The following is a 22,558-nucleotide window of genomic DNA, read 5'->3' as shown; positions in this document are numbered from 1 at the left end:
ACAAGTTCCGGGAGCGACAACGGCGACGGCGGCGTCAAGTTCCCGCGTGATCCAACAATGGAACCGGATTACTCGGGTGCGTGGCAGACGGCCTCGATGTTGTGGCCGTCCGGATCGAGCACGAACGCGCCGTAATAGTTCGGATGATAGATCGCGCGGATCCCGGGCGGACCGTTGTCGCGCCCGCCCGCGGCCATCGCCGCCTTGTAGAAGGCGTCAACCGTGGCGCGGTCCTTCGCCACGATCGCGACATGCAGCGGCTTGTCCAATCCGCCCTCGCTGCCGATCCAGAAATCGGGCTTTCCGTTGGCGCCGAAGCCTGCGGCGGGTTCGTGGCTGTGTTGCTCCTGCGTGACTTCCATCACGAGGCTGTAGTCGAGCGGCGCCAGGGCTTTCAGATAGAAGGCCTTGGAACGTTCATAGTCCGAAACCGGAAATCCGATGTGGTCGATCATCAAGCTCTCCTGCGGTCTGAGAGATGGGTTAGCAACGGAAATTCAGCCTCGCGCCAACAGCGTGTTGCTGCGGGTTTTGCCGGTCTCGGCATAACCCCGCGAGCGCATGTCGGCGATGCAGTCCTGCTGCCATTCGTCCTTCGACAGATGCTCGATCACGATCGCGCGGGGCCACAGCGTCTGCGGCGCTTCGGCGAAGAAGCCGGTCAGCACGCGATCCTCAAATCCTTCGACGTCGATCTTGAGCGCGTCGACATGCGAGACACCAGCCTCCTCCAGGATGCGCTGCAGCCGCAGCGACGGCACCTTGATCGCCTTGCCGGAGGCCCCGCTTGATACGATGTGGCTGGCGCCGAGATTGTCGCCATCGGTCTCGATCATCAACTCGCCATCGGCGGGACCGGCGGCGGCCGCGACCAGTCGCACCTGCCTGTAGCCGGAGGCGGCATTGTTGAAGGCAAGCCGCGCATGGGTGACCGGGTGCGGCTCGATTGCGATCACCTTGCCGCCGGCGCCGACATGGCGCGCCAGCGCAAGCGCGTAGGTACCGACATTGGCGCCGACATCGACGAATACGCCGCCGGCGGGCACATGCGCGCGGAGAAAATTCAGTTCTTCGAGATTGTAGTCGGGATTGAACAGCGCGCCGCGCTCGGTGGCGCTGGCCTGATGATAGAAGCGGAACGAAGCGCCCTGGTATTGCACGTCGACGGGTCCTGTCCGCAACAGGTTCACCAGTCGCGACAGCATCGGCCGGAACGCACCGCGCTTCAGCCGCGAGCGGTGGGCCAGCGCGATAATGGCGGCCTGTGCGGCATTCGGGGCGAACGCGCCGAACGGCGCGGGCGAAGGGTCGTTGTCGGGCGTCAAACCTGTGTCCTCGGGCAGAAACGCCGCATGCATAGCCGGTTTTACGGCGACGAAACAGGTTCATCTGAGTCAGACAGTTCATCGCCGGACAATTGGATGGCGCATCGTATCCACCACCTGTCACTGAATACGGATGGTCTTGCGACGCGGGCGGTCGGCTCCCTCCCCCCTTGCGGGGGAGGGCTGGGGAGAGGGGTAAGCCGCGAGCACCGCCGATGCCGCCACCCCTCTCCCTAACCCTCCCCCGCAAGGGGGAGGGAACAGACCGTTCGTGCGGTGACAGGGGACGCAATGACAGTCGCCTTCACGCCGCCTTCTTCGCAGCTTTCCGATGGCGCAGGAAACGGCCGAGCAGGCGGCGTTTGTCCTTGCGCGGAATCAGGTCGACGTCACTGACCAGCTTGGCGCCGCCCTTGCGTCGCTCCAGCACGATCTTGCGGCTGTGGAACGCCTCCAGCTCGGCGCGATGGGCGACGCTGACGATGGTGGCGTTCGGCAATTCCTTGATGACGAGCTCCATCATCTTGTCCTGGCTCTTCTCGTCGAGCGCCGAGGTCGCCTCGTCCAGCACCACGATATCGGGGTTGTGCAGCAGGAGGCGCGCGAAGGCGAGCCGCTGCTTCTCGCCGCCGGACAGCGTCTGGTCCCAGGGTCCCTCTTCCTCGATCTTCTCCTTGAGATGGTCGAGGCCGACCTTGTGCAGGGCGTCGTAGATCTGCTCGGCGAGCCAGTCGTCGGCCGCGCCGGGATAGGCGATCGCGCGCCGCAGCGTGCCGGAGGGGATGTAGGGTTTTTGCGGCAGCATGAAGAGCCGGCGGTCGGGATGGAAATTGACGCTGCCGTCGCCCCAGGGCCACAGCCCGGCGAGCGCGCGGACCAGCGTGCTCTTGCCGGTGCCGGACTCGCCGGCCACCAGCAATCGCTCGCCGGGTTCGATCACGACTTCGGTCTCGCCAACGACGGCGGTGCCGTCGTCCAGTGTCACCGAGAGATCGTTGAGGCTGAGCATGGCGCCGCCTTCCGTCTTCCCACGCTGGATGCGGCCAATGCCGTCGCCCTGCTCGGCGCGCTCCAGGCCGTCGAGCGACATCATCAGCGAAGCGATGCGGCGCGCGCAGGCGTTCCAGTCGGCCAGCCGGGGATAATTGTCGACCAGCCAGCCGAACGCGGTTTGCACGATGGTGAAGGCGGACGCCGCCTGCATCACCTGGCCCAGGGTCATGCTGCCCTCGAGAAATTTTGGCGCGCACAATAATATCGGAACCACCGGAGCGATGAGGTGCGATCCCTGCGACACCAGCGTGGTGCGCATGTGCTGGCCGGCAAGCCGCGCCCATTGCTGCAGGACTTTTGAGAACGTCTTGTTGATGCCGTCGCGCTCTTCCTCTTCGCCGCCGAGCAGCGCGATGCTCTCGCCGTTCTCGCGCACGCGGGTCAGGACATAGCGGTATTCGGCCTCGGCCTGGTTCTTGTTTTCGGACACCTGCACGAAGCTTCGTCCGATCGCCGTGATCGAGCCCGAAGCGATCCCAGCGTAGATGATCGCGGCGATCACGAGGAAGCCGGGGATGGTGACCGTCGAGTCGGCCAGCGTGATCGTGAGAGCGCCGCCGATGGTCCAGAGCACGACGATGAAGGTGGCGGCTGACAGAAATGCCGATGTGACGCCGGCGACGAAATCCACCGGCGAATCGGTCGCGATCCGCAAATCCTCGGCGATGCGGTATTCGGGGTTCTGATGATCGCCGCCGACCAGGTTGAGTTGATAGTAGCGGCCGTTGGCCAGCCAGCGCGAGATCACCGCATTCGTCAGCCAGGCGCGCCAGCGCCGTTGAATGCCCATGCGGGCGAACACCTGGGCCACGCCGAGCAATGCGCTGCCGATGGCCAGCGGAAAGAACACCGCGGTGAGAAAATAGACGGTCGCGGCGTCGCGCCTTTCGATGGCGTCGAAGATTGCGCGATTCCAGACATTGATGCCGTATTGAAATCCGACATTGGTGACGATCAGGAGCAGCAGGCCGATCGATAGCAGCCACGCCAGCCGGTCGCCGCCGCTGCCCCAATAGCCGCGCGCGCTGATCCAGAACCGCGTCAGCAGATAATTTTTGCGGGCCTGCTCGGCCTCCTCCGGAGACATTTCCGGATCGGGCTCGACGACTTCCGGCGGCGGCGGTTCGACACGTCCGCCGCCTTCCGCCGTGACGTCGACGAACTCCGAATCTTCTTCCTTCTCAGGGGATTTCTTGGCCGAGGATTTCCTGGCAGATGGCTTGGGCTTCACATCGGATCTGGCCATGCCGCGATAACGCAAGGAAAATCAGATGGTTCCCGCTGGTTATCTGAGTATCCCTCCGCTGTCATTGCAATGACGTGGAAAGCGCCGAAGCCAATCATCGGCACTTACAGCGCCTGGACTACGCCCGCGTTTCCGCGCTGGGCTCTACCTTCCGCCGGCCAACCCGGTGCAGCACACGGGAGAGCTGCTCGATCGAGTAGGGCTTTTGCAGCAGTTCGAAACCGTAGCTGCCGTGCTCCGACAGCACGTGGCTGTAGCCGCTGGTCAGCACGACGGGCAGGTCGGGATGGCGGCGGCGGACTTCCTGGGCGAGTTCAATGCCGGTCATGCCGGGCATCACGACGTCGGTGAATACGGCATCGAAATGCCCGGCGCCGGTCGCCAGTTCTTCGAGCGCATGGACGGCGTTGCCGACGAGCCTGGTGGCGTAGCCGAGTTCGGCCAGCGCGTCGGTGGCGAAGCGTCCGACCTCGGCATTGTCCTCCACCACGAGCACCGACATCCCGCTTCCGTCGATCGCCGCGGCATCTGCTGCCGGCGTCTGTCGCGATTTGCCGCTGCCGGCGGTGCGCGGCAGATACAGCGTGAAAATGCTGCCCTTGCCCACCTCGCTGGCCACAGCCACTTCGCCGCCGGATTGCTTGGCGAAGCCGAATACCTGCGACAGGCCGAGCCCGGTGCCATGGCCGGCCTGCTTGGTTGTGAAGAAGGGTTCGAAAATGCGTTCGAACTGGTCCGGCGGAATGCCGCTGCCGGTATCGGCGACGGATACGGCCACATAACCATATGGATGTTGCGGCTGCGGGGCGGCGTTGGGCAGGCTGGCTGCCATTCCAACCGCAATCGTCAGCCGTCCGCGGCCTTCCATAGCGTCCCGCGCGTTCACGGCCATGTTGATGATGGCGGTTTCGAACTGGCCGGCGTCGGCGTTGACGAAGCACGGCTCTTCTGGCCCAAGGATGACAATTTCGATGCGCGAGCCGATCAGGGTGCCGATCATTTCGCTCAGCATCTGCACGGTCCGCCCGACGTCGAACACCTCCGGCTTCAACGTCTGCCGCCGCGCGAAGGCCAGCAATTGCCCGGTCAGCTTGGCGGCGCGGGTCACCGTATCCGAGATCGCATCGATATAGCGCAGCCGCCGCTGTTCCGGCAGGTCGGACCGCCGCAACAGGTCCACGGAAGCAAGGATCACCGTCAGCAGATTATTGAAGTCGTGCGCAACGCCGCCGGTCAACTGGCCCAGCGCCTCCAGCCGCTGACCGTGCTTCAGCGCTTCCTCGGCCACCCGGCGCTTCTCGGCCTCGAAATAAAGGTGGCGCGTCCGGCGCAAGGCCAGCCCCAGCAGGGCAAACAGCAGCGCGGTGGCCGGCGCGCCGAAAATCAGGTGCTGGCTCATGGTGGACAGCCAGCGTGCCCGGATCGCCGACATCTCGAGGCCGGCGCTGACATAGATCGGGTATTCGGCCAGCCGCTGATATCCGAGGCGCCGTTCGATGCCGTCGGTCGACGAAGTCATGGTGACGAGGCCGGCCTTGGGATCGGACCCGGTATTGGACTTGGGATCGGCCGAGATCAGCTTTCCGATCGGGCCGTTGCGGTCGAGACGGACCTCGCGGCCTGCGGCCGGAAAGCGAGCCAGCACGGCGCCGTCCGCGCGACCGACCGCGAAGAAACTGCCCGGCTCGCGGCCGATCCGGGCGTAGTAATTTTCGAAATATTCCGGCAGCACGGAGGTCTGGATCACACCTGCGAAGCTGCCGTCCTCGCTCGGGCGCCGTCTGCCGACGCCGAAGAATGCGGCGCCCTGATAGGGTGGCCGCGGTGTGAGCGCCTCGCCAATATAGGTTCCGATGTCGCCGGCGACGTGGGCCTTGAAATAGTCCCGGTCGGAAAAATCGATCTCGGGCGCCGGGACGACGAGGCTGTTGACGAGCGCGTGGCCCTTGGCGTCGAAGATCCAGGCCGACTTCACCTGCGGCAGGGAGGCGACCAAACGCTTCAGCCGCAAATGCAGCGCTTGTTCGCGGGCAACGATGTCGGCGTCGGGAAGGTCGCGGATGATCTCGGCGATCTCTGACAGGCTGCGGTCGATGGTCTCGAATACTTTCAGCGCATGCTCGTGCGCGACATCCAGCGTGCGCTCGATTTCACGGTCGGCCGTTTCGCGGATCGAGACCCAGGAGACAGCAGATGCAAATACAAAGAGCGCCAACGGAAGCGCCAATGAGGCGACCATCATCCATTGCAGCAGTCTCAGCGAATTAGGTTGCGCGGTCTGCACGCTCGCTCCGGCTTCGAGGCGAGCTTAACGCAAAGTCGTGCGAGGAATAAAGCGGAGCGGCGACGGGAACTCGCGCTTCCGGCGGTCAAGCCGGATTGATCATAATAGATTCAAATCCGGCCGTTCGCGTTCCCGTAGCCCCCCGTGTCGCTCGACAATAGAGTTCTTTCATTCGGGCGGAAAAACTTCAATCTAGGTAAGCAACCGAGGAAAGCCCAAAGAACAAAGTTCTTTCAAAAGGGCTCAAGAGAAGCTTTTTAAGTGACAATAAAGTTCTTTCGCAAAAGAACCACCCCGGCGCTGTCGCGCCCGGCGCGGTGGTCGCTTCAGCGGCGGCGGGCGCCGGCGCAAGGCGCGCCTGCAATAAAGTCTGCGTGCCGGCATTGCCGAAGCGCAGCTGCAACTCGGCGCTCGGCAGCGCGGCGATTGCAAAACCGCGCTCGAGACTCGCCGTTGCCGTCACCGGCCGAGCTTCTCAAGTGTCTGCAAGAGTTCCGGTACCTGTCCAAACTTCAGGTCAGCCCGATTTCTGTCGAAGAAATATTGAGCACCAAGGATGTCCGCCAGCTTGCGCTCCTTTTGCAGCCGGCCGTCCATATCCTTTGGAACCACGGGTTCGTCTAAGCAGATCGCGATTTGCTGTGATTTGAGCTGGAATACCCGGACGCCGGGCAATGAATTTATCTTTTCGGCGCCGAACGCCTTCGTAAGCTCAGGACCAAGAATGGTAAGCCAGTAGAGACCGGGCAGGTACCGAAGGAATTCCTGCGATGCCGCACCGACGGCACCGGTCGCTGCGCCACCCGTCGGCGTTCGCCGCACACGAAGATGCTTGGCGTCGTGCTCTGATACGGAGCAGCCAAATCCGTAGAGCACGGAGAACTCGTTGCATAGACGGAAGAACCAGTCGAGCCATGGCTGCATTTTTGAACCCTGCAACTCTCGAATATTCATCCAGATGTCCCAGTTTGACCAACCTTCACGGCGTCTTGAGAAACTCGCAACGAAACCATTCTTTTCGCCGCGGACGAAAAGCCTTCGCTCGTCTTCGTATTCTTGCCGAGCGGCGTCGAAAGCTTTCGCGGCAAAAGGCGTCTTAGCCCTTTCCACGGACCCGTAACGGCGGGCGTTCACGATCGGATCGCTGAGCAATGCCCAAAGTCTGCGCATTGTGTCCCTCTCGGACACCTGGTGGCTCGTATACAATCCAACGCGAAATTTCTCAGTCATGCGCATCCTACGGCAGTTCGTCGTAAACCTCTCCGCCAGTTCCTGTGATCGCCGCTAGTAGAGGCCCGGTTACGTGCGTGCCCTCGGGCAACGCATCGGACGGGCCCCTAACAACGAGATCGAATACCCCGCCGCCGCTCAGGAGGGCGGTACTGCCCCGCAGCCTGCACATGTCCCCATCAACGATGCGCACATTGTCCCCCATCTGTTCGTCCAAGCTCTGCGTCTGTACATTCTTGATGTCGCCCACGACGACGCCCGCCACGAAGATGTCCGGAATGCGCTCGCGGACCACTTTGTAATTGGGGCCCTTGCCTGACAGCATTTCGATCGTCTTGGTGTTCTTAGAGACTCCGCGCCCCGAGGCTGCGTTGTAAGCGTCCACTCCGGGTTTCTCCGCGATTCTACCGAGTTTCCGCGCGGCTCTGCCCTCGCAGTAGATGAGCAGCGTCTGTCTTCCATTGTACTTCTTCCAATCTTTGACGTATTGCGCTGGCCTTCCAGGTTGAACCTCTTCGAGTGCGAGGCAGTTCGGAGTATCCAGTCCTTTGAGATCCTTCGGCCAGTCCGCCGGTAACCCCTTCTTCGCTCCGGTGACCTTGTTGTTCGGACTTGCCGCGTACTCAAAATCCCACGTTGCTCCTCCATCCACGACGACAAGTGTCGTGAATGCCGGATGTTCCTTCTTCACATCTGTTGCGACTTTTTCTGCGTTCGGGCGTGAGATTTCGCCCTCGGCATCCATGTACTTCTTCTCTTGGGTCCGCAGAGCCGCCAAGCCCGCCTCCACTTTGACGTCGTGTTCCGGATCGTCGGTTTTCGGTGTCGGCTTGTCTTCCTTCTTACCGAAGCCGAGCAGATTGCCGGCGGCCTTGACCAAATCGACTGCCTTCCCAATCAGCCAGTCGATTGCCTGGTACACCGGCGCCTGGATGTTCTGGATAGCCGCCTGGATCTTCTCCGAGATTCCGCCGAGCCCAAGCAGGCTCGCCAGGAAGCCGATGACCACCGGGATCGCCTTGGCGAGCGCTTGTTCGACCGCGGCCGCCATCCGAGAGAGATTGCCGCCGACGATCGCCGCCAGGGTATCGAGGATCGCGTTGATCAAATCGACGAGCTGACGGCCGCGTTCGATGAAGAACATCACGATGTCGTAGATGGCCTTGCACGCCTTGATGAAGGCGGACGCAGGATTGAGCAGGCCTATCACCCAAGTGATGCCGGCCTTGATCACCTGCGTGATCACCATCTCGCGGATCTCGCCGAGCGCCTGCTCCTTGAGCGCGTCGAGCTTGTCCATTAGGAACCGCCATAGCCCGGCCGGTCCTTCGGTGATCAGGACCTTGAAGATTTCCGCGGTCTGCTCGAGCCGCGCCACGAGCGGCTCGCCGAGGAGCGCTACCGCGCGCGCGCGGATGTTTTGATAGGTGAGACCGAGCACCTCCAGGAACAGGCCGAGAATCTCCTTCGGGCCGAAGGCCGACGGGATCTTGATGCCGGCCGAGGCGAGCGCGCCGAACATCCAGGCGAGCAGCCCTTCCTTGAGATGATCGAGGATGTTGTCGACGAAATTCGACAGCCCGAGCTTGACGCCGTCGACGAGGTTGCCGAGAAAGCCGATCGGGTCGCTCAGGATCGCACCAATGATGCCAGCGGCGCGCGCCAGCACGTTGAGGAGCATGTCCTTGAAGGCGAGGATGGTCTTGATGACACCGACGGTCGCGTCGTAAATCCGCCGCCATAGGCTCTTGTTCTCTTCGCGCAGCTTCTGTTCGAGCGCGCTCACGCGCTTCTGCGATTCGCTGTATTGCTGAACCAGACTGTTGACGAGGCTGTCGCGGCGCTGGTCGATCTCGCCGTTCATCGCCTCGAAGTCGGCGCCGATATTCTTGTTCGCTTCCCGACCGAACTCCGCGACCCTCGTGTCGAGGCTTGCGACGAAGCGGTCGGCCTCGGCTTTTCCATCCTGGACGCGGCGCTTCGCCTGCGCGAGTTTGCCCTCGACATAGATGGCGACGAGCTCGATCGTGAACGAGACGCGGTTGTGGTAAGCTTCCATGGCTTTCGCCAGGGAGTTCTCGATGAGTTCCTCCCAGTCCTCGCCCCAAGTGGTCAGCCACGTGCCGACGCCGCCCTTCTCTTCCTCGAACACCCCCGCATAGTCTACCTCCGCCTGCTTAAGCCCGCCCCCGAACATCTCATTCGCCGTTCTCTCCATCTCGGCAAGGATGTCGGTGACGTCGGCGCGGGTCTGGTTCTTGATGCGCTCGAGTTCCCCCGTAATGTGCGTGCGCTCGGCGGCGCTGACATTCCGCGTCGTGGTCTGCTGGCCTGCGACCTTGCCGATGCGGGCGACGCGGTGACCGTGCAGCTCGCCGAGCCCTTGCGCTATTGAGCCCGCGGCGGTGGAGCGCGCCCGTACGCGCACAGCCGCTTCGCCCGCCCGGAGCTCATCCGGCATCTGCGCCTCGCGCGCCTCCACGTTCTGGCGCTCTTGCACGACCGCGGAGAACTCCGGCTCGTTGGCGCGCTGCATCTGCTCCTGGGTCACCGCGTTGTCGGCCATCAGCTGGTCGGTGGCATTGCGCTCGGAGGAGAAGTCGCCACGTTCGGCCGGCAACGGTTGCGGCACGACGCTGTCCGGCGCGACGGGCGCGGGCGGAGCGCCAGCCTGTTCGGGAGTCAGCGGGACCCCCCGCTCCAGCGAGCCCTCGGGAGGGGTCACTTCGGCACGCGGGGCGGCCGCCGTCGCCATGGGCGCAGCGGCTTGGCTGCTTTGCGTATGCAACTCACCGCTGACGACGGCGCTCGCGTTCTTTGCTCCTTCGCGTATCACACGCTCGGCCTCGCTCTCCGAGGTCGGCTTTTTCGTCGCGGCGATGGCTTGCTTGAGCCGCGCCCTGAACGCGTCGCGGTCGACTGCGCTTTCCACCCTCGCAGCCGCGGCGATGTTGGATACGGTGGCGGTGGCGATTCCCCGCCGCAGCTCCGTCTCCTTGGTGATGGCGCCGACGTGCGCCGCTTGAGCGGCGGCGCGAGCCGCCTTGCCCGGCTCTCGGGCGCGCGCGGCGCGCGCGCGGGCGGCGATGGCCCCGGCGGCAGGGGCGATCGCTTCGCGCGGCGCCAGCGGCGCGACTTCCGCTGGCGCTCCGGGTGGGGCCGCGGGTGACGGCGGGGCCTCGGCGGGCGCGGCCTCGGCGGTGGCCGCGGGCGCTTCCGGCGTTACTTCTGCCGTCGGCACTTCCGTGGCACCGGGCGCCGGTGCTGCCGGAGATGGCCCGAGTGGTTCTGGTGCGGGCGCGAACCGTGTCCGCAACAAGGCCTGCGTGCCGAGATTGCCGAACCGCAGCTGCAGAGCCAGCCCCGCGCTTGGCGGTGCCGTGAGCGCAAAGCCGCGCACGAGACTTCCCATCGCCCTCACGGGCCGGAGATCGGGAGCCGTCTCTCGGCGCGGCTCTGCGCTGGCGACCGGCATCGACAGCCCTCAAATGATCGGCGGCTGGGCGTCCGTCGGCGGAGTGGTCGTATCATTTCCTGCTTGTTCGCACTTTGCGCGCAAAGCCGCGTTGACCATTGGATCGGCAGCAAGCCGCGGCCGTATGAAACGGCGCACGCCGTGGTCGACGCGTCGCGAGTTCGGGTTTGCGGTGTCCTGCGGCAGCTGCGTATTCACCTTCGCCAGAATGACCCAGCCCTCGCCGCAGCAGCAGTCGCAGTCCCGGCCGCATTCGGCGCAGCCGCACCCGCACTCGCCGCAATAGTGATCGCGGTGGCAATCCCAATCCCATTCCTCTGGCCCCGCGTCACTTTGCTGCGTCCCCGTCGCGTTCGCCACACTTCTCACCGCATTGTCGGTCGACTTTGCCGCGGCCGCTTGCTTCGCCGTATCGTCCGCGCGCCGGGTGCGGGATCTCTTCGCCGCCGAGAGATCCGAGCCCACGTCGCGCTGGGCCGCTGCGTCGCCTTGCGCCTCGTCGCGAAGCAACATGGCGGGTCGCGTGCACATGCAGGCGCCCTCCGGCGGTTCCTCGAACAGCTTGATCTCGAAGCAATCCTTGCTGCGCGTCGGCTCGTGCGCGCTGCTTCCGTCCTCTGGTACGCAGACCACGTCGCGCGGCGCGCAGGAATGCTCGCCACTGCGCCGGATCGCGATCCAGAGGTCCTCGGGCAGCTTCTCGGCGCATTCGCTACCGAGCGTCTGCGGCTTGCACATCTCGATCGGATCGCCGTGGCAATCGAGCGCCACGCCGGGCGCCACCGTCACATTAAGATTGCCGCATTCGACCCGCGCCGTGACCTTGAATCCGCAGATCACCCCGCAGCCGAACAGCGAGCGGAACAAGAGCCGGCTGAGATTGCGCGTGTACCTGATGCTCTCGGTGAGGTCCTCGTCGAGCAGCACGATGCCCGGCGCGAAGCGCGGCCAGATCAGCGAGCCCGATACCTTGAGCGACGATTTCAGCTTGGCGGACATGGTGCGGCTCCTTTCAGATCAGGCGTGACTCAGCGGCGCGCGCGCCGGAGTTCCGGCGGTTCCGGCGCGACGCGGAAAGTGAAAGTGCACGTGCCGCCCGGCGACCCGTTGCCGGTCGGCGTGATCATCGGTCCGTTCGCATTGGCATCGACCTGCATGCGGCTGCAGGCGAGGATGCGGTTGCCGTCGATCGTCACCTCGACCAGCGGGTAACGGCGCTTCCGATCGTAATCGACGTCGAATTTTGAATCCCGCTGCCGGAGATTCTCGATCTCATCGCGGAACCAGCTGCGGCGGACCACAACGATCGCCCGGCGGGTCGTGTCGGCCGGGTCGTTGCCGGTCGGCGGATCCCATAAGAGCCGCGAGACCGGGACGCGATAGGGGACGCCCCAGCCGCTCGAGGTCTCGCGGAAGAAGGCTGTGATGGTGACGACGTCCGGGCGCAGCGTATCGACCAGCACCGGACCGCTGAATGCGATGCCGAATTCGGTGCGGCATTCGTTCTCGGGATCGTCGAGACCGGCTGTGTCGTTCTCCTTGAAGCTGTTGCGGAATTTCTCCCAGGTAACGATTCCTTCGCCCTGCGCCCAGTCGACCCAGCTGATCTGCGTGATGCGCGTGAGATCGCAGCCGCGGATCAGGTCAAACAGCATGTCGTTGCGCTTGACGATGCGCCGCGGCGGACATTCCTCCACCTCGCCAAAGACCGGGTCGCCACATTTGTCGATATCGATGATCTCGACACAGGCGAGCGGAACGGGATCGCACGGGTCGAGGCAAAGCTCGTCCCAGGCGCACAGATGCCCTTCGTCGCATTCGACCTCGGCCTTGCGCGACCAGCAGCACAAGGTGTGCTGCGGCCCGCGCGGGTAGGGCGTAAGCGTCCGCGGGGGGCACGGCTTGCACTCGCCCTGCTCCGGCGGTTTCTGTTCCGGCGGCTCGTCCGCGGGCGGCTTTTGCTCGGGCGGTGACTCACCTTTCTCCGGCGGCTCCTGCTCCTTGTCGGGCGGATATTGCTGCTGGCGCGGATTCTGCTGTTTGACGTCAGCTCGCTGTTGCGCAGGCCGCGCCGGCTGCCGCCGCTTCGGATCTTGCGACTCCGGCGAATATTGCTGCTCGGGCGGCGTCTCTGGATATTTTTGTTCCGGGGTGTCCGTCGACTCCACGCATTCCGGCGGCGGACAGCCGCAATCGCACGGACATTCGTCCTGGTAAGGCGGGCAGCAGACACCCTTGACGCGGGTGAGCGAGAAGACGACGGTCTCGCAGGTGCGATTCCATTCCGGGCAGCCGCAATCGCCGCAGGCGCCGGGCAGCCGCACCGGATCGACCGGCCCCGCTCGGCATAATGCACCGAGAGCAGCCACTTGCCCTTGCCGAGCGGCGTGTCGGACGGCTCGCATTTGCCTTTGTCGAGCACGAACAGATCGCGCTTCCGGACGCGATGTCGCTCCAGCAGCCCGATCTCGCGGCCGTGACGGTCGAGGGCCAGGCCGCAATCGGCGGTGAGTTCGCCGTCCTCAACCTTGACGCCGAGCCCGAACACCACGCCCCAGCCGAACATCGCGCGGTTCATCAGCCGCCGGCGTCCGATCATGTAGGCCTGCTCGCGCGAGAAATCCTCCGCGGTCATCACCTTGCGGCGGAAATAACGGTTGCGGCTGCCGGAGATGCAGGACGGATCGTCGTCGTCGCAGCAGCGGTGATGCTTCGTCATGGTGTCCATGGTCGCTCTCCGTGCATCATTGCAGCTCGAATCCAGTCGCAAGCCCGTCGGGTCGCAGCCGACCGGACGTCTCGCGGGACAGGGTGACGCGCCCGAGCACCGCGTCGTGGTCGAGGATTGCCAGCCGGTATCCGTCGAGCACGAAATTCTCGAGGCTGATGCCGGCGCCGGCGGCTGGCGGCCAACGCAGGGTCCACCGGATTCCGGCCGGGACGAAGTCGCTCAGCAGGACGCGCAGGATCGGATCGAATTGCCGTTGCTCGCGCGGGCTCGCGCTGATCTCGATGCGCAGTTTTCCTTCCATCGCGGCGAGCGGGTCGCAGGAATTGTCTTCGCGGCAGGGCAGCTGCATGCGCCCGAGCACGGCATGCGGGCTGCCCAGCACGCGCGCGCGGTTCGGCCGGCCGAGCAGCACGGCCGGCAGCGACGTTGCGCAAGCGCCGGAACGGGCGCCGATGATGATCGGCTCGAGATCGACCGCGGTGTCGACGATCCGCACGCGGCGGCCGGGCAACAGGCAGCGCAGCAGGGCGAGAACGCCGGCGCGCGTGCCGCGGGTCTTCAGGAGGATTCCGGCGGTCGTGATCAGCGCACGTTTCGCCCGCTCGGGCAGATCGTCGTGCCAGGGCAGGCCAAGCCAGGTAGCGAGGAAATCGAGCCATAGTGCCGGCGCGGTGTTCGGGTCGACCAGCGTGCCGAGACGCTCGATGCGCTCGTCGAGATCTTGCGTAGTCGCCTCGAGCACGGCGACGATGCGGCGGAGGAAGGTGTTGCGGCTTTCCTCGCTGCGGTAGATCGCGGGGAGGTGCCGTATCAACGACAATTCCGGATAGCGCACCCGCAATTCGCGCAGACACGGCGCGCGATCCGGCGCGGGGGCGCGCAGTTCGACCTCGAGCCAGAGCCACGGGTCGGGAGCGGCGTGCAGCGGCGCGATCCGGACCGGTTGCGGCGGCTTTTCCTCGCCGCAGCCGCGCGGCTCTTCCTGCTCGCCGACGAATTCGAGCGGCTCGCTCCACAATCCCTGCAGCGCGGCGGCGACACGTCGCCGGCGCATGCCTTGCGGCAGGCTCTTGTCCTCCGAGATGGCGACGACCTGGTCTTTTTTCGAGATGCTGTCGGTCGACGCATAACGCACGCGCATCATCGCGCCCGGCGGCAGCTCGGCCACGAGTTCGGCGCGCAGCCAGCCGCTGTCGCGGCCCTGCGGCGAGATCAGGAGCGGCGTAACGAACCATCCGTCGGCGAGGCGATGGCCGCTGGCCGCATCCGGAGTGAACCGGTGCAGCCCTTGCGCGTCCGCCACCCAGAGCGTGTCGCCGAGACCGGTCAAATCGCCGGCGGAAGAGGGGGGCGGTCCGCGGTCGAGATAATCGACCAGCCCGCCGCTTGCATCGAGAACGAGCACGAGACGATGTGCGGGTGACAAGGTGCTCGTGTCGTCCGGCAGTCGCGTCGCGTCGCCGGCGAGCAGGACGCGATCGGTACCGTTGCTGCCGAGCGCGAGCGAGACGACGGTCGGCGCGACCGCGTCAAGGGCGAGGGTGACGACCTGCTGGGGCGCTGCCACTGGAACGAAATGCAGCTTGCCCGCGGCGGGATCAAGTAGCACGAGAATCCGTTCGCGGCCGCCGATGGTCGTCAGGCAGGTGACGCCGGCCGGCACCGCGATCGACTGGGTGCGCGTGGCGTGCGCGCGCAGCCGATAGGCGCGGTGCTGTCTGCCGACCAGCAACCACAGGCCGTCGTCGCCGTCCGGCGCGATGTCGCAATCCTCACAACCGGGTGCGATCGGCGCGCCGGCGATCTGCGTCAGCGAGACGCTTTCCGCTTGCTGCAGACTGTCCGCGTAATAGCGGGTGATCGTCGCGCGCTGCCGGTCGAACGCCCACAGCCATTTGCGCCAGGCGACCAGCCGCGCGGCTTGCGCGATCGCGCCCGCCGCGTTGACGTCGCATCCGGGGTCCGGCGTGCAGGATTCGTCTTGCGGCGGGGGGCGCGTATGCAGCCGTCCGCCGCCTATCCAGAAGAGCTCGCCGCTACGGCTCACCGCTACGGCGTCCACCGCGCCGGCATATTCGTCGTCGGACGATTGCCTGAGCCGGGCCAAGGCGCTGAGCCCATCGTCGCTCAAGGAGAGGCGATCGAGCAGGCCGGCCTGCCATTGCGCCGAGGTAGCGAAGCGATAGACCTTGAGGTGCTCACCGTTCATGCGCAGCCTCCCCATGATCCGGCTTCACCGGATCCGCGCGATGCGCCCTCGACGGAGATGTCGTCCGGGCCGAGCAGGAGGCGGGGCAAGCCGTGTTGCGGGATCTGCAACGGCGCGACGCCGAGTCGACTGGGCCGGCTGCCGATGCGCAGGTCGCGCACCGCGACGACGCCGTCGAGCAGGCGCAGCCATCCCATGAGATCGTGCGGCGCGACATCTCGGCCGAGCGGCCAGAATTCTCCGCCCGGCGCGGCGGCGACCGGCGCAAGCCGTGCTTCGAGCAGACAACGAGCCTTCTCGACGATCTTTGCCGCATTGCGGTTCGGCGCGATTGCAAGCCGGGCGCGCAGGTGCAGGTCGAGGTAGCGCGGCCCGATGATGCGCACGCGGTCGCCGAGCGGAAGATGCGGCCGCAGCCGCCGGCGGAGCGCGCGCAGCCACGCCGCGGTTTCGGTCTCTATGCCGGGAATTTTTCCGGAATCGTCGCGCACGACGACGAGCGTGCGGGTCGCGCCGGCGTGGCCGGGCCGCCGGCGCGGATCGAACCCGTCGAGCACATGCGCGCGCCCGACCCGCAGGTCGCGGCAGGCGAGCGCCGCCGCCGCGAGATCGGAGTCGGTGACGAGCGGTCGCTCGGTCGCAACCTTTCTGCGCGCCTGGCGGCGCAACTCGGCGACATCGAGGCGGTCGACGCCGCCGCGCATCGGTTCCGGATTATGGAATTCCGCCCTTGTGTCGGGCAGTTTCCATTTCATGCCGGCGGGCAGATTGCCGCCGCTGCCGTCGCAGCCGAGGCCGGACACGGCGAGATCGGCTCCCGCTGGCGGCATTTTTCCGTTCACGCCGTTGCCGAAGCGGATCACCGCATTCGTGGTGTCGAAGGTGAAGACTTCATCGTTCGGCCCGGCCATGGTGAGAGCTTCGGACAGCGTCCACGTTTTTCGTCGTCCGGCCTCCTCGACCGTGACTTTCGGCGTCGCGACACCTTTGCCGAAGCGGGTGCGCCGGAAGTCGAGCGGTATTTGCTGATCCGGCAATCCGGTGCTCCGGATCGGAGGATCGCCCGGTGCAGGCACGTGCTGCTCGAGCTGCTGACGGATCGGGACGACGTTGATTGCGATGGCGGCGAGCCGCGGCGGCACCGGCAGTTGGGCGCTGCGCAGGCTTAGGCGCAGAATGCTCGGCGAGACAATCCGCGGATTCCAAGTGGGCGTGAGGTCGACGAGCAGGACGCCGCTGCGCGTAAAGCTGGCGGTCTGATCGTGCCAGATCGGCAGACGAATCGTGCGGTTCCCGCTCTGCAACTCGGCGCGCAGGCCCGCGCGCAAGCGTCCCTGCCGTGCGTCCACCGGATCGGACGGGTCTTGCGGCTTCTCTTCGGTCCGGAACCCGATCGACAGAAACGGGCGGTGCTTCGGATCGGGCTCCTCGGTCAACAGACGTCCATCGAGCGTCAGTTCAAGCCGCGCGCCGCGGCTTGGCGACGCCCCGAAGGGGAGGAGCACAGACCCGCGCGGCGGCTGCGCCGACGGCCAGTCGATCGCCTCGCCGGTGGCCGTCACGGTGCGCAAGGCGACGAGCCGCGCCGGGACGAGATAGACGTCGTGCGCGGCGGTGAAGCGAGGCGCTTCCGCCCGCGCCGGATCGATCCGCTTTCCGCGTTCGAGTGCAATGCCGGTCGGCAACAAGGAGGCGCCGGGCGCCGGCCAGATCAGGCCGCTTGCGGGCACCGGGCCGCGCGGACGCAGCCCGAGCAAGGCGGCATAGCCGAGCCGCTCGTCGAGGCGCGGATGTCCCAGCGCGTAGATCTGCTGATCCGCCGACCAGGCGAGGAGGTCGATGAGCGTGATGCCGGGATCGTGGAAATTGTGATCGGTCCAGTCCGGCGCGACTACGGGAATGAGCGAGCGGGCGCTCTCGAACAGGGCTTCGAAATCCGTGTCGTCGAGCGAGAGACGCAGCGAGGTCATGCGCGCGCCTCCTCGCCGAAGGTGATGTGCACGCCGTCCGGCGCGAGCCGCACGAGCGTATTCTCAGAAACGCGCACGGGAAACGGCGTCTTTTTCTCCGCGTCTGCCGCGTCGAAGAAATCGATCTCGCCGATGCCCAGCACGCCCGGAATGCCGACCAGCTTGCCGGCGACATCGTCCTTGCCCGGTACCACGCCGAGCGGCCAACCGGGCCGATCGAAACCGCCGCTGTTCCAATGCAAGAGATCCGCGATCGCTTCGCGGGCCTGTTCTTCGATCGAGCCGCTTCGCCCGAGCGACTCGACCGTGAGGTGGATCTCGAGGTCGAGCAATCTCGTCTCCGGCGCCTCGACACTCAAACGCCGGTCTCGCAGCAGCGGGCCCGCGCGGTCGCCGAGGTAGCGCTGCAACTCGCGTCGCATCGAGCGACTCGGCAAGGGCTCGTCACCGGCCAGGACGACGACGACGCGTGTCGAGCGTTCAGCGGCGATGCAGCGCGCCTGCGCCACGTTCGGCGCATAGGCCAGTGCCAGCCGTTCGAGGTCGCGTGGCGCGATCGCCCGGTCGCGATCCCACAGCCGTCCGGGCGCGTGCCGCAGCGTCTCCTCGGGGGTGGCGGGGTCGGCGCCGCCCGCGCCGGTCACGGCCGCGACGACGACGTCGACGCCGGGCAGGGGGGACACGAGTTGCAAGGTGCTGCCGGCTACAACGGCATTGCCGGCCTTACCTCCGCCGCGGCGATAAGTGATGGCGGCGATATTGTCGCGCCCGCGCGGCGGCACCACGCCGTGGCGGGCATCGCCGAACGCGATCTCGCCGGTGGTCTCGTCGAGCGCATAGACGCGCTCGGCGGGTCCGCAATCGAGCGGATCGATCACGCGCGTCCAGCGCACCCAGTTACCGGGCGCGCTCGGGATGTCGTCGCGCACGATCGACGGATCAGCGCGGCGCAGGTCCGCCATCTCGTCTTCGGTGAGCGGCTCGCGCACGCGCAGCTCGAGCGTGTCCGCCACCGCAGAACGGGCGCCTTGATCGAGGCTGTCGTCGAGCACTGGCGGCCGCGCGAGGAAGACCTTCTGGTTAGGCGCGCCGTCCGACGAGCCGAGGATCTCCAAGTCCTGCGTTTCCGCCGCTTGCGCCCACACCGCGTTGAGGAAGACGCCGTTGATCACCGGCTTCCAGTCGCCACCTTTCGCCGGAAAAATGCGCAGCCAGTAGCACGGCTGTCCGAACAGCTCAGTCAGGCTCGGCTCCTGCGGCGGCGCCAGCGAAAGGACGCCCGGTTCGGTCAGGCCGCGCGTCTCGTCGTCGGCGAGCAAGCGGTCGAATTGTCCTTCCCGCAAGCTCTCGACCCCGAGCTCTGGTTCGGTCGATAGTTCGGCCGCGTCCCAGAAAATGCGCACCGAGCCGTTTTTCAGTGCCACATCGGTGCCGAGGTAGAGGGCCTTCACTGTGTAGCTCGAGTCCGATGCGCCTTCCCCGGGGGGCGCGTCTTCGTCGCAGCTGCAGTCTTCCGATTCGTCGGAAGCTGACGGGTCGGCCGGCGCATCCTCGCAGCAGCGTTCCGGGGACTTTTGCTGTTTTGATTTTGGTCTCAGTTCTGAGAGCGCTTTCTTAAAAGACTGGAAAAGCTCGACGACGGCCGTTCTGGAGCGATTCGCATCCGACTGGTCGCGCCAAGCAAGATTGTCGCGGGTGATGATATGAGCCGGATAAGAGAACGAGCCCTCGTAGCTGATGGTCAAACTCACGACGCGCGGCGGACGCACTGTGTCGGTGTTGCGCTCGACGGTCTGCGGAGTGACGCCCTGGACGGTCGGGCCGGTCTTGAGCGTGAAGCTTTCGTGCCCATAGTCGCCGCCGATCAGTCGGGCGCGCACCCAATGGTTTGTGCGGCCAACGACGTCGGTCGGCTGAATGTCCGACGGGACCGTGAACGTGATTTGGCTTGAGCGGCGCAAATGATCGGTGCCATCATCGACTCCGTCGAGCTTCCACCACGTCTTTCCGTTCCAATATTCCCAGGCCAAAGCAGGATTTGCGGGAACGGCATAGTCTTTCCACTGCGAGTGCGCGGGGTCGAACGCGCTTGGCGGAACGAGGATCTTATACTGACCCTGCTGCAGTGCTGGCCGCGTTGTCCAGAATTTGGTCAGCAACGCCCAGGCGCTCGTTGGATCGGACGCAAGCGGCATAAGGCTCGGATCGGCGCGGGGGACGAGAATCCTCGGCTTCGCCTGGATGCGCTGGCGGGCCGTCGAGGAAAAACTCGCGAGCGCGAGCAGCGGTCGGATCGTCGTATTGAACGGCGCATTGGCGGCGCTGAGCTCCTCGACGTAGCGATACTCGAAGCTGGCCGTGTTCGGCAGATCGGCATTGACGTTGACAATTCGTCCGGCGGGGTTGGATGTGATGCGATAGATCTCCGTTCCGATCGTGACCGCTTTTCCCCGAGTGGGGGCGGTCGCGTCGTTCGCATCGAGCGTCAGTTTTCGCGCCGTGTTGCCGCGGCTGCCGCTATAGCGCGTGGGGTCGAGCAGTTTGAACAGCCGAGACGTCGCGTTAGCGGGATCACCTCGAAAATCCGTTGCGAGCGCATAAGCGGCCCGACCGCCGCCAAAATCGACCACGCGGGAAAGCTCATAGAAGGAAGCTGTCGAGGTGCCGTCGATGATGCGAACGAGCTCGGCCGTCGGCTCTACCGCGTCGAGGACGGCAGCGTCGACAAGATCGGCCGGCGCGAGCGAGACGGGTTCCATCTGCAGCTCGGCAAGCAGAACATCGGCGTCCTTGCCGGGAATCGCCACGAGCGTCGGTGTAAGGGAGTCGGCAGGGTCGGGAATCACCGCAACGCCGGACTCAAGCTTGCGGTCGCTCCACGGGGCGTCGATGACGACGGCCTCCGGCCAATCGAACGGCCGCCACAGCGCCAAATCTCGCTTCGAATTGGCCTGGCCGACAAGAAATACGAGCGTCGGGATCTCCCCGCCATTTGGCGGAACAAAGCTCAGCCCACACTCGACACTTTGCGGTTGAAGCGGAAGCGGCATGATGTCGGGCGGAGGAGGTGTACCCGAGGAGAGATCGTGCCGGATGGCGACTAATTCGCGCCCGACATCGCTCGTAGTGATGACGATGAGAAGCTTTTGACCGAGCCACAAGGCCAGCGGATTTGTGTCGGGCTTTCGGTTCGGCTCCGGCGAATTCTCGAGCTTTCGCCACACCCCCCCACTTAGAAGATGAAAATCGCCCGCCGAGTCCGCTGCAAGCAAATCGAATGAAGCGAGCGAAGGCCCGACGGCGGTGACGGTGGTGACAACAAGCGGAACGCCAGCCACCTGTGGCGTGACGTCCGCCCAATCGGTGTCCGGCTGCAGCGCCGCATGCTTGAGTAATCTTCCAGCGCGGACGGCAAAGACCTGGTGCCCGGCAGCGATGTCGCGCGCCAACGCGATCGCTGCGGTCTCTGCACCGGTGTTCTCTTTGGGCGTGCCGAGGCCATGCCACTTCCTGGCGGTGTCGTCCCAGATCCAGACTTCCTCCGCTTTGCCGGTGGCTGGCGATCTAGAGGCCACCGCAATCAGCCGCTGGGTGCCCGTGTCGAGCAGAGTAGGCATCACATCTTGCGCGAGCTGGATGATGCGCGCTCGCACATCTTTGCCCGGCGGGTCCTCGGGCCGCTTGATTGCGTCCCATTCGATGATTTGTTTCTGACGGCGATCGACTCTGACCTTGTACAGAAGGCCGTCTTTGCCGACGCCGAATAGCGTGACGATGCCGGTCGCTTCCGGAGCGACGACGAGCGGGCCGAGCGTGGGAGTGGGCAGCTCGAAATCCAGCGTGACTTTCGCTTGCCGCTTCGAGAAGGCCTCCGCGCAACCGATGTAGAAAGAGTCGAACAGGCGTGGCTCGCGGCCGAGCGGGAAAAAATCGGTTGTCGAGGGGATCGGCGCGATATTGGCGACGCCCTCGAAAACAATCGGTCTCGCTTTGTCGGCGCGCGATGTGACTCGTGCCTGAATGTTGCGCACCGGCTCGACTTCCGGTGAACCGACGCCCCGCAGCACCCGCAGCTTCTGGCCGTTGACTTCGCATTTTTCGATCGCGCCGGCCGGCTTGAGCAGCACGGGCTCGTGGGCGGAATTGAGGGTATGCTCGAGCGGCAGCCACTGGAGGACGTCGTCCTTCTTGCTCCAGTAAGACCATTGCGCGATTTCGGCCAGTTTGCTCGGCCGCAGGGTGATCTCCGCCGCCGCCTCGACGCTTAGCAAGTCGTCGTCGGCGATATAGAGCACATGCTCCTGCCAGTCGTGTGGTGCGGGGAGCGGCTTCGGATTGGTCCCAAACGGCGCGAACTGCCTGACCTGTGTGACCTCGGAATTCTCCGCCGCCTCGGCTTTGAGCTGCGGCTCGATGGTGACGAGATCGCCTTTCACCTCCTTCACTCGATATTGCTGACCGCCGACGCCGATCAGCATGTCCGGCGTGAGCCCGAGTGCCGGGCTCACCTGCAGCTGCGTCGCGCCTGCGCGCGCAACGCTCTTGAGCTGGCGTGCGATCGGCGGGGGGAGCTGAATGGTCGGATCGAACAGGCCGGGCGGCGGCTGAAAGATCTTGTCGTCGTCGACCGCGAACAAAGCCTTGATGCCGCCGGCGAAGATGCGCACATCCTTCTCGGTCTCGAACACCACCGAGCCCTGCTCGGTCTCCGCCTGCAGCCGCACGCGCGGGCCGACGAGGAGGGGAGGCAGGACCGCTGGCGGTGGCGGCGGTGAACGGCGCAGCACCGCTACCAGCCGCGCCGCCCGTGCGCCGCGCCCGCGGACGCCGATGAAGTCGAAGAAGTTGCGCAGGTTCTTTTCCGGCACGCGGTCGAGCCGGCGCGTTACTTCCGTCTCGATCCGCGCAGCGATCTCGAACAGGCCGTGCAGCCAGTCGCGGTTCGGATCGGCCGGCTGTACTTCTGGTAGCACGAGAGCGGCGCGGGCGACGAGCTCGGCGAGAAGCTCGCGCCGGCGGCGCGGTTCGATGCTGG

Annotated in this window: 12 protein-coding genes; all 12 read right to left on the bottom strand. The window is 65.4% G+C overall.

What is annotated here, in order from left to right; all coding sequences use genetic code 11:
* Positions 1–68: 68 nt before the first annotated feature.
* The 12 genes from V1277_RS14110 to V1277_RS14055 all read right to left on the bottom strand — a co-directional run bounded on the left by V1277_RS14110 (position 69) and on the right by V1277_RS14055 (position 22,391).
* A complete protein-coding gene (locus V1277_RS14110; RefSeq protein WP_334416732.1) occupies positions 69–455 on the bottom strand; it encodes a VOC family protein in 387 nt (128 codons plus the stop codon).
* Between the two features lie 42 nt (positions 456–497).
* Positions 498–1,325 carry an FkbM family methyltransferase gene (locus tag V1277_RS14105; RefSeq protein WP_334416731.1) on the bottom strand — a complete coding sequence of 276 codons (828 nt, stop codon included), beginning with the start codon at positions 1,323–1,325 and terminating at the stop codon, positions 498–500.
* 304 nt (positions 1,326–1,629) lie between these two features.
* Positions 1,630–3,624, bottom strand: a complete 1,995-nt coding sequence (locus tag V1277_RS14100; RefSeq protein ID WP_334416729.1) for an ABC transporter ATP-binding protein/permease — start codon at positions 3,622–3,624, stop codon at positions 1,630–1,632.
* A gap of 118 nt (positions 3,625–3,742) precedes the next feature.
* Entirely contained in the window at positions 3,743–5,908 is a 2,166-nt protein-coding gene (locus V1277_RS14095; protein WP_334416727.1) for a hybrid sensor histidine kinase/response regulator, read from the bottom strand.
* A gap of 187 nt (positions 5,909–6,095) precedes the next feature.
* Entirely contained in the window at positions 6,096–6,371 is a 276-nt protein-coding gene (locus tag V1277_RS14090; RefSeq protein WP_334416726.1) for a hypothetical protein, read from the bottom strand.
* Positions 6,368–7,078 carry a hypothetical protein gene (locus V1277_RS14085; protein WP_334416724.1) on the bottom strand — a complete coding sequence of 237 codons (711 nt, stop codon included), beginning with the start codon at positions 7,076–7,078 and terminating at the stop codon, positions 6,368–6,370. The genes V1277_RS14090 and V1277_RS14085 overlap by 4 nt, the downstream gene beginning before the upstream one ends.
* A gap of 67 nt (positions 7,079–7,145) precedes the next feature.
* The gene (locus V1277_RS14080) at positions 7,146–10,550 is read right to left on the bottom strand and encodes a phage tail protein (RefSeq protein ID WP_334416722.1); all 3,405 of its coding nucleotides are present in this window, start codon (positions 10,548–10,550) and stop codon (positions 7,146–7,148) included.
* Between the two features lie 72 nt (positions 10,551–10,622).
* Complete coding sequence (locus V1277_RS14075) at positions 10,623–11,612, bottom strand: hypothetical protein (protein ID WP_334416721.1); 990 nt, start codon at positions 11,610–11,612, stop codon at positions 10,623–10,625.
* 29 nt (positions 11,613–11,641) lie between these two features.
* Positions 11,642–12,982 carry a hypothetical protein gene (locus V1277_RS14070; protein WP_334416719.1) on the bottom strand — a complete coding sequence of 447 codons (1,341 nt, stop codon included), beginning with the start codon at positions 12,980–12,982 and terminating at the stop codon, positions 11,642–11,644.
* Between the two features lie 375 nt (positions 12,983–13,357).
* Positions 13,358–15,553 carry a phage tail protein gene (locus V1277_RS14065; protein ID WP_334416718.1) on the bottom strand — a complete coding sequence of 732 codons (2,196 nt, stop codon included), beginning with the start codon at positions 15,551–15,553 and terminating at the stop codon, positions 13,358–13,360.
* Positions 15,550–17,523: a hypothetical protein gene (locus V1277_RS14060; RefSeq protein ID WP_334416717.1), complete on the bottom strand. Its 1,974-nt coding sequence runs from the start codon at positions 17,521–17,523 to the stop codon at positions 15,550–15,552. Before V1277_RS14060 ends, V1277_RS14065 begins: the two co-directional genes overlap by 4 nt.
* Complete coding sequence (locus V1277_RS14055; protein ID WP_334416716.1) at positions 17,520–22,391, bottom strand: baseplate J/gp47 family protein; 4,872 nt, start codon at positions 22,389–22,391, stop codon at positions 17,520–17,522. Before V1277_RS14055 ends, V1277_RS14060 begins: the two co-directional genes overlap by 4 nt.
* Between the last annotated feature and the right edge of the window lie 167 nt (positions 22,392–22,558).

Source organism: Bradyrhizobium sp. AZCC 1588 (genome assembly GCF_036924735.1).
Classification (GTDB): Bacteria; Pseudomonadota; Alphaproteobacteria; order Rhizobiales; family Xanthobacteraceae; genus Bradyrhizobium.
The sequence above is the reverse complement of the archived record's forward strand: the minus strand, read 5'-3'. Positions and strand labels throughout refer to the sequence as shown.

Coding starts and splice junctions, on each gene's coding strand:
- V1277_RS14110 (WP_334416732.1), bottom strand. CDS start 455: ATGATCGACCACATCGGATTTCCGGTTTCGGACTATGAACGTTCCAAG.
- V1277_RS14100 (WP_334416729.1), bottom strand. CDS start 3,624: ATGGCCAGATCCGATGTGAAGCCCAAGCCATCTGCCAGGAAATCCTCG.
- V1277_RS14085 (WP_334416724.1), bottom strand. CDS start 7,078: ATGCGCAGACTTTGGGCATTGCTCAGCGATCCGATCGTGAACGCCCGC.
- V1277_RS14080 (WP_334416722.1), bottom strand. CDS start 10,550: ATGGGAAGTCTCGTGCGCGGCTTTGCGCTCACGGCACCGCCAAGCGCG.
- V1277_RS14075 (WP_334416721.1), bottom strand. CDS start 11,612: ATGTCCGCCAAGCTGAAATCGTCGCTCAAGGTATCGGGCTCGCTGATC.
- V1277_RS14065 (WP_334416718.1), bottom strand. CDS start 15,553: ATGAACGGTGAGCACCTCAAGGTCTATCGCTTCGCTACCTCGGCGCAA.
- V1277_RS14060 (WP_334416717.1), bottom strand. CDS start 17,523: ATGACCTCGCTGCGTCTCTCGCTCGACGACACGGATTTCGAAGCCCTG.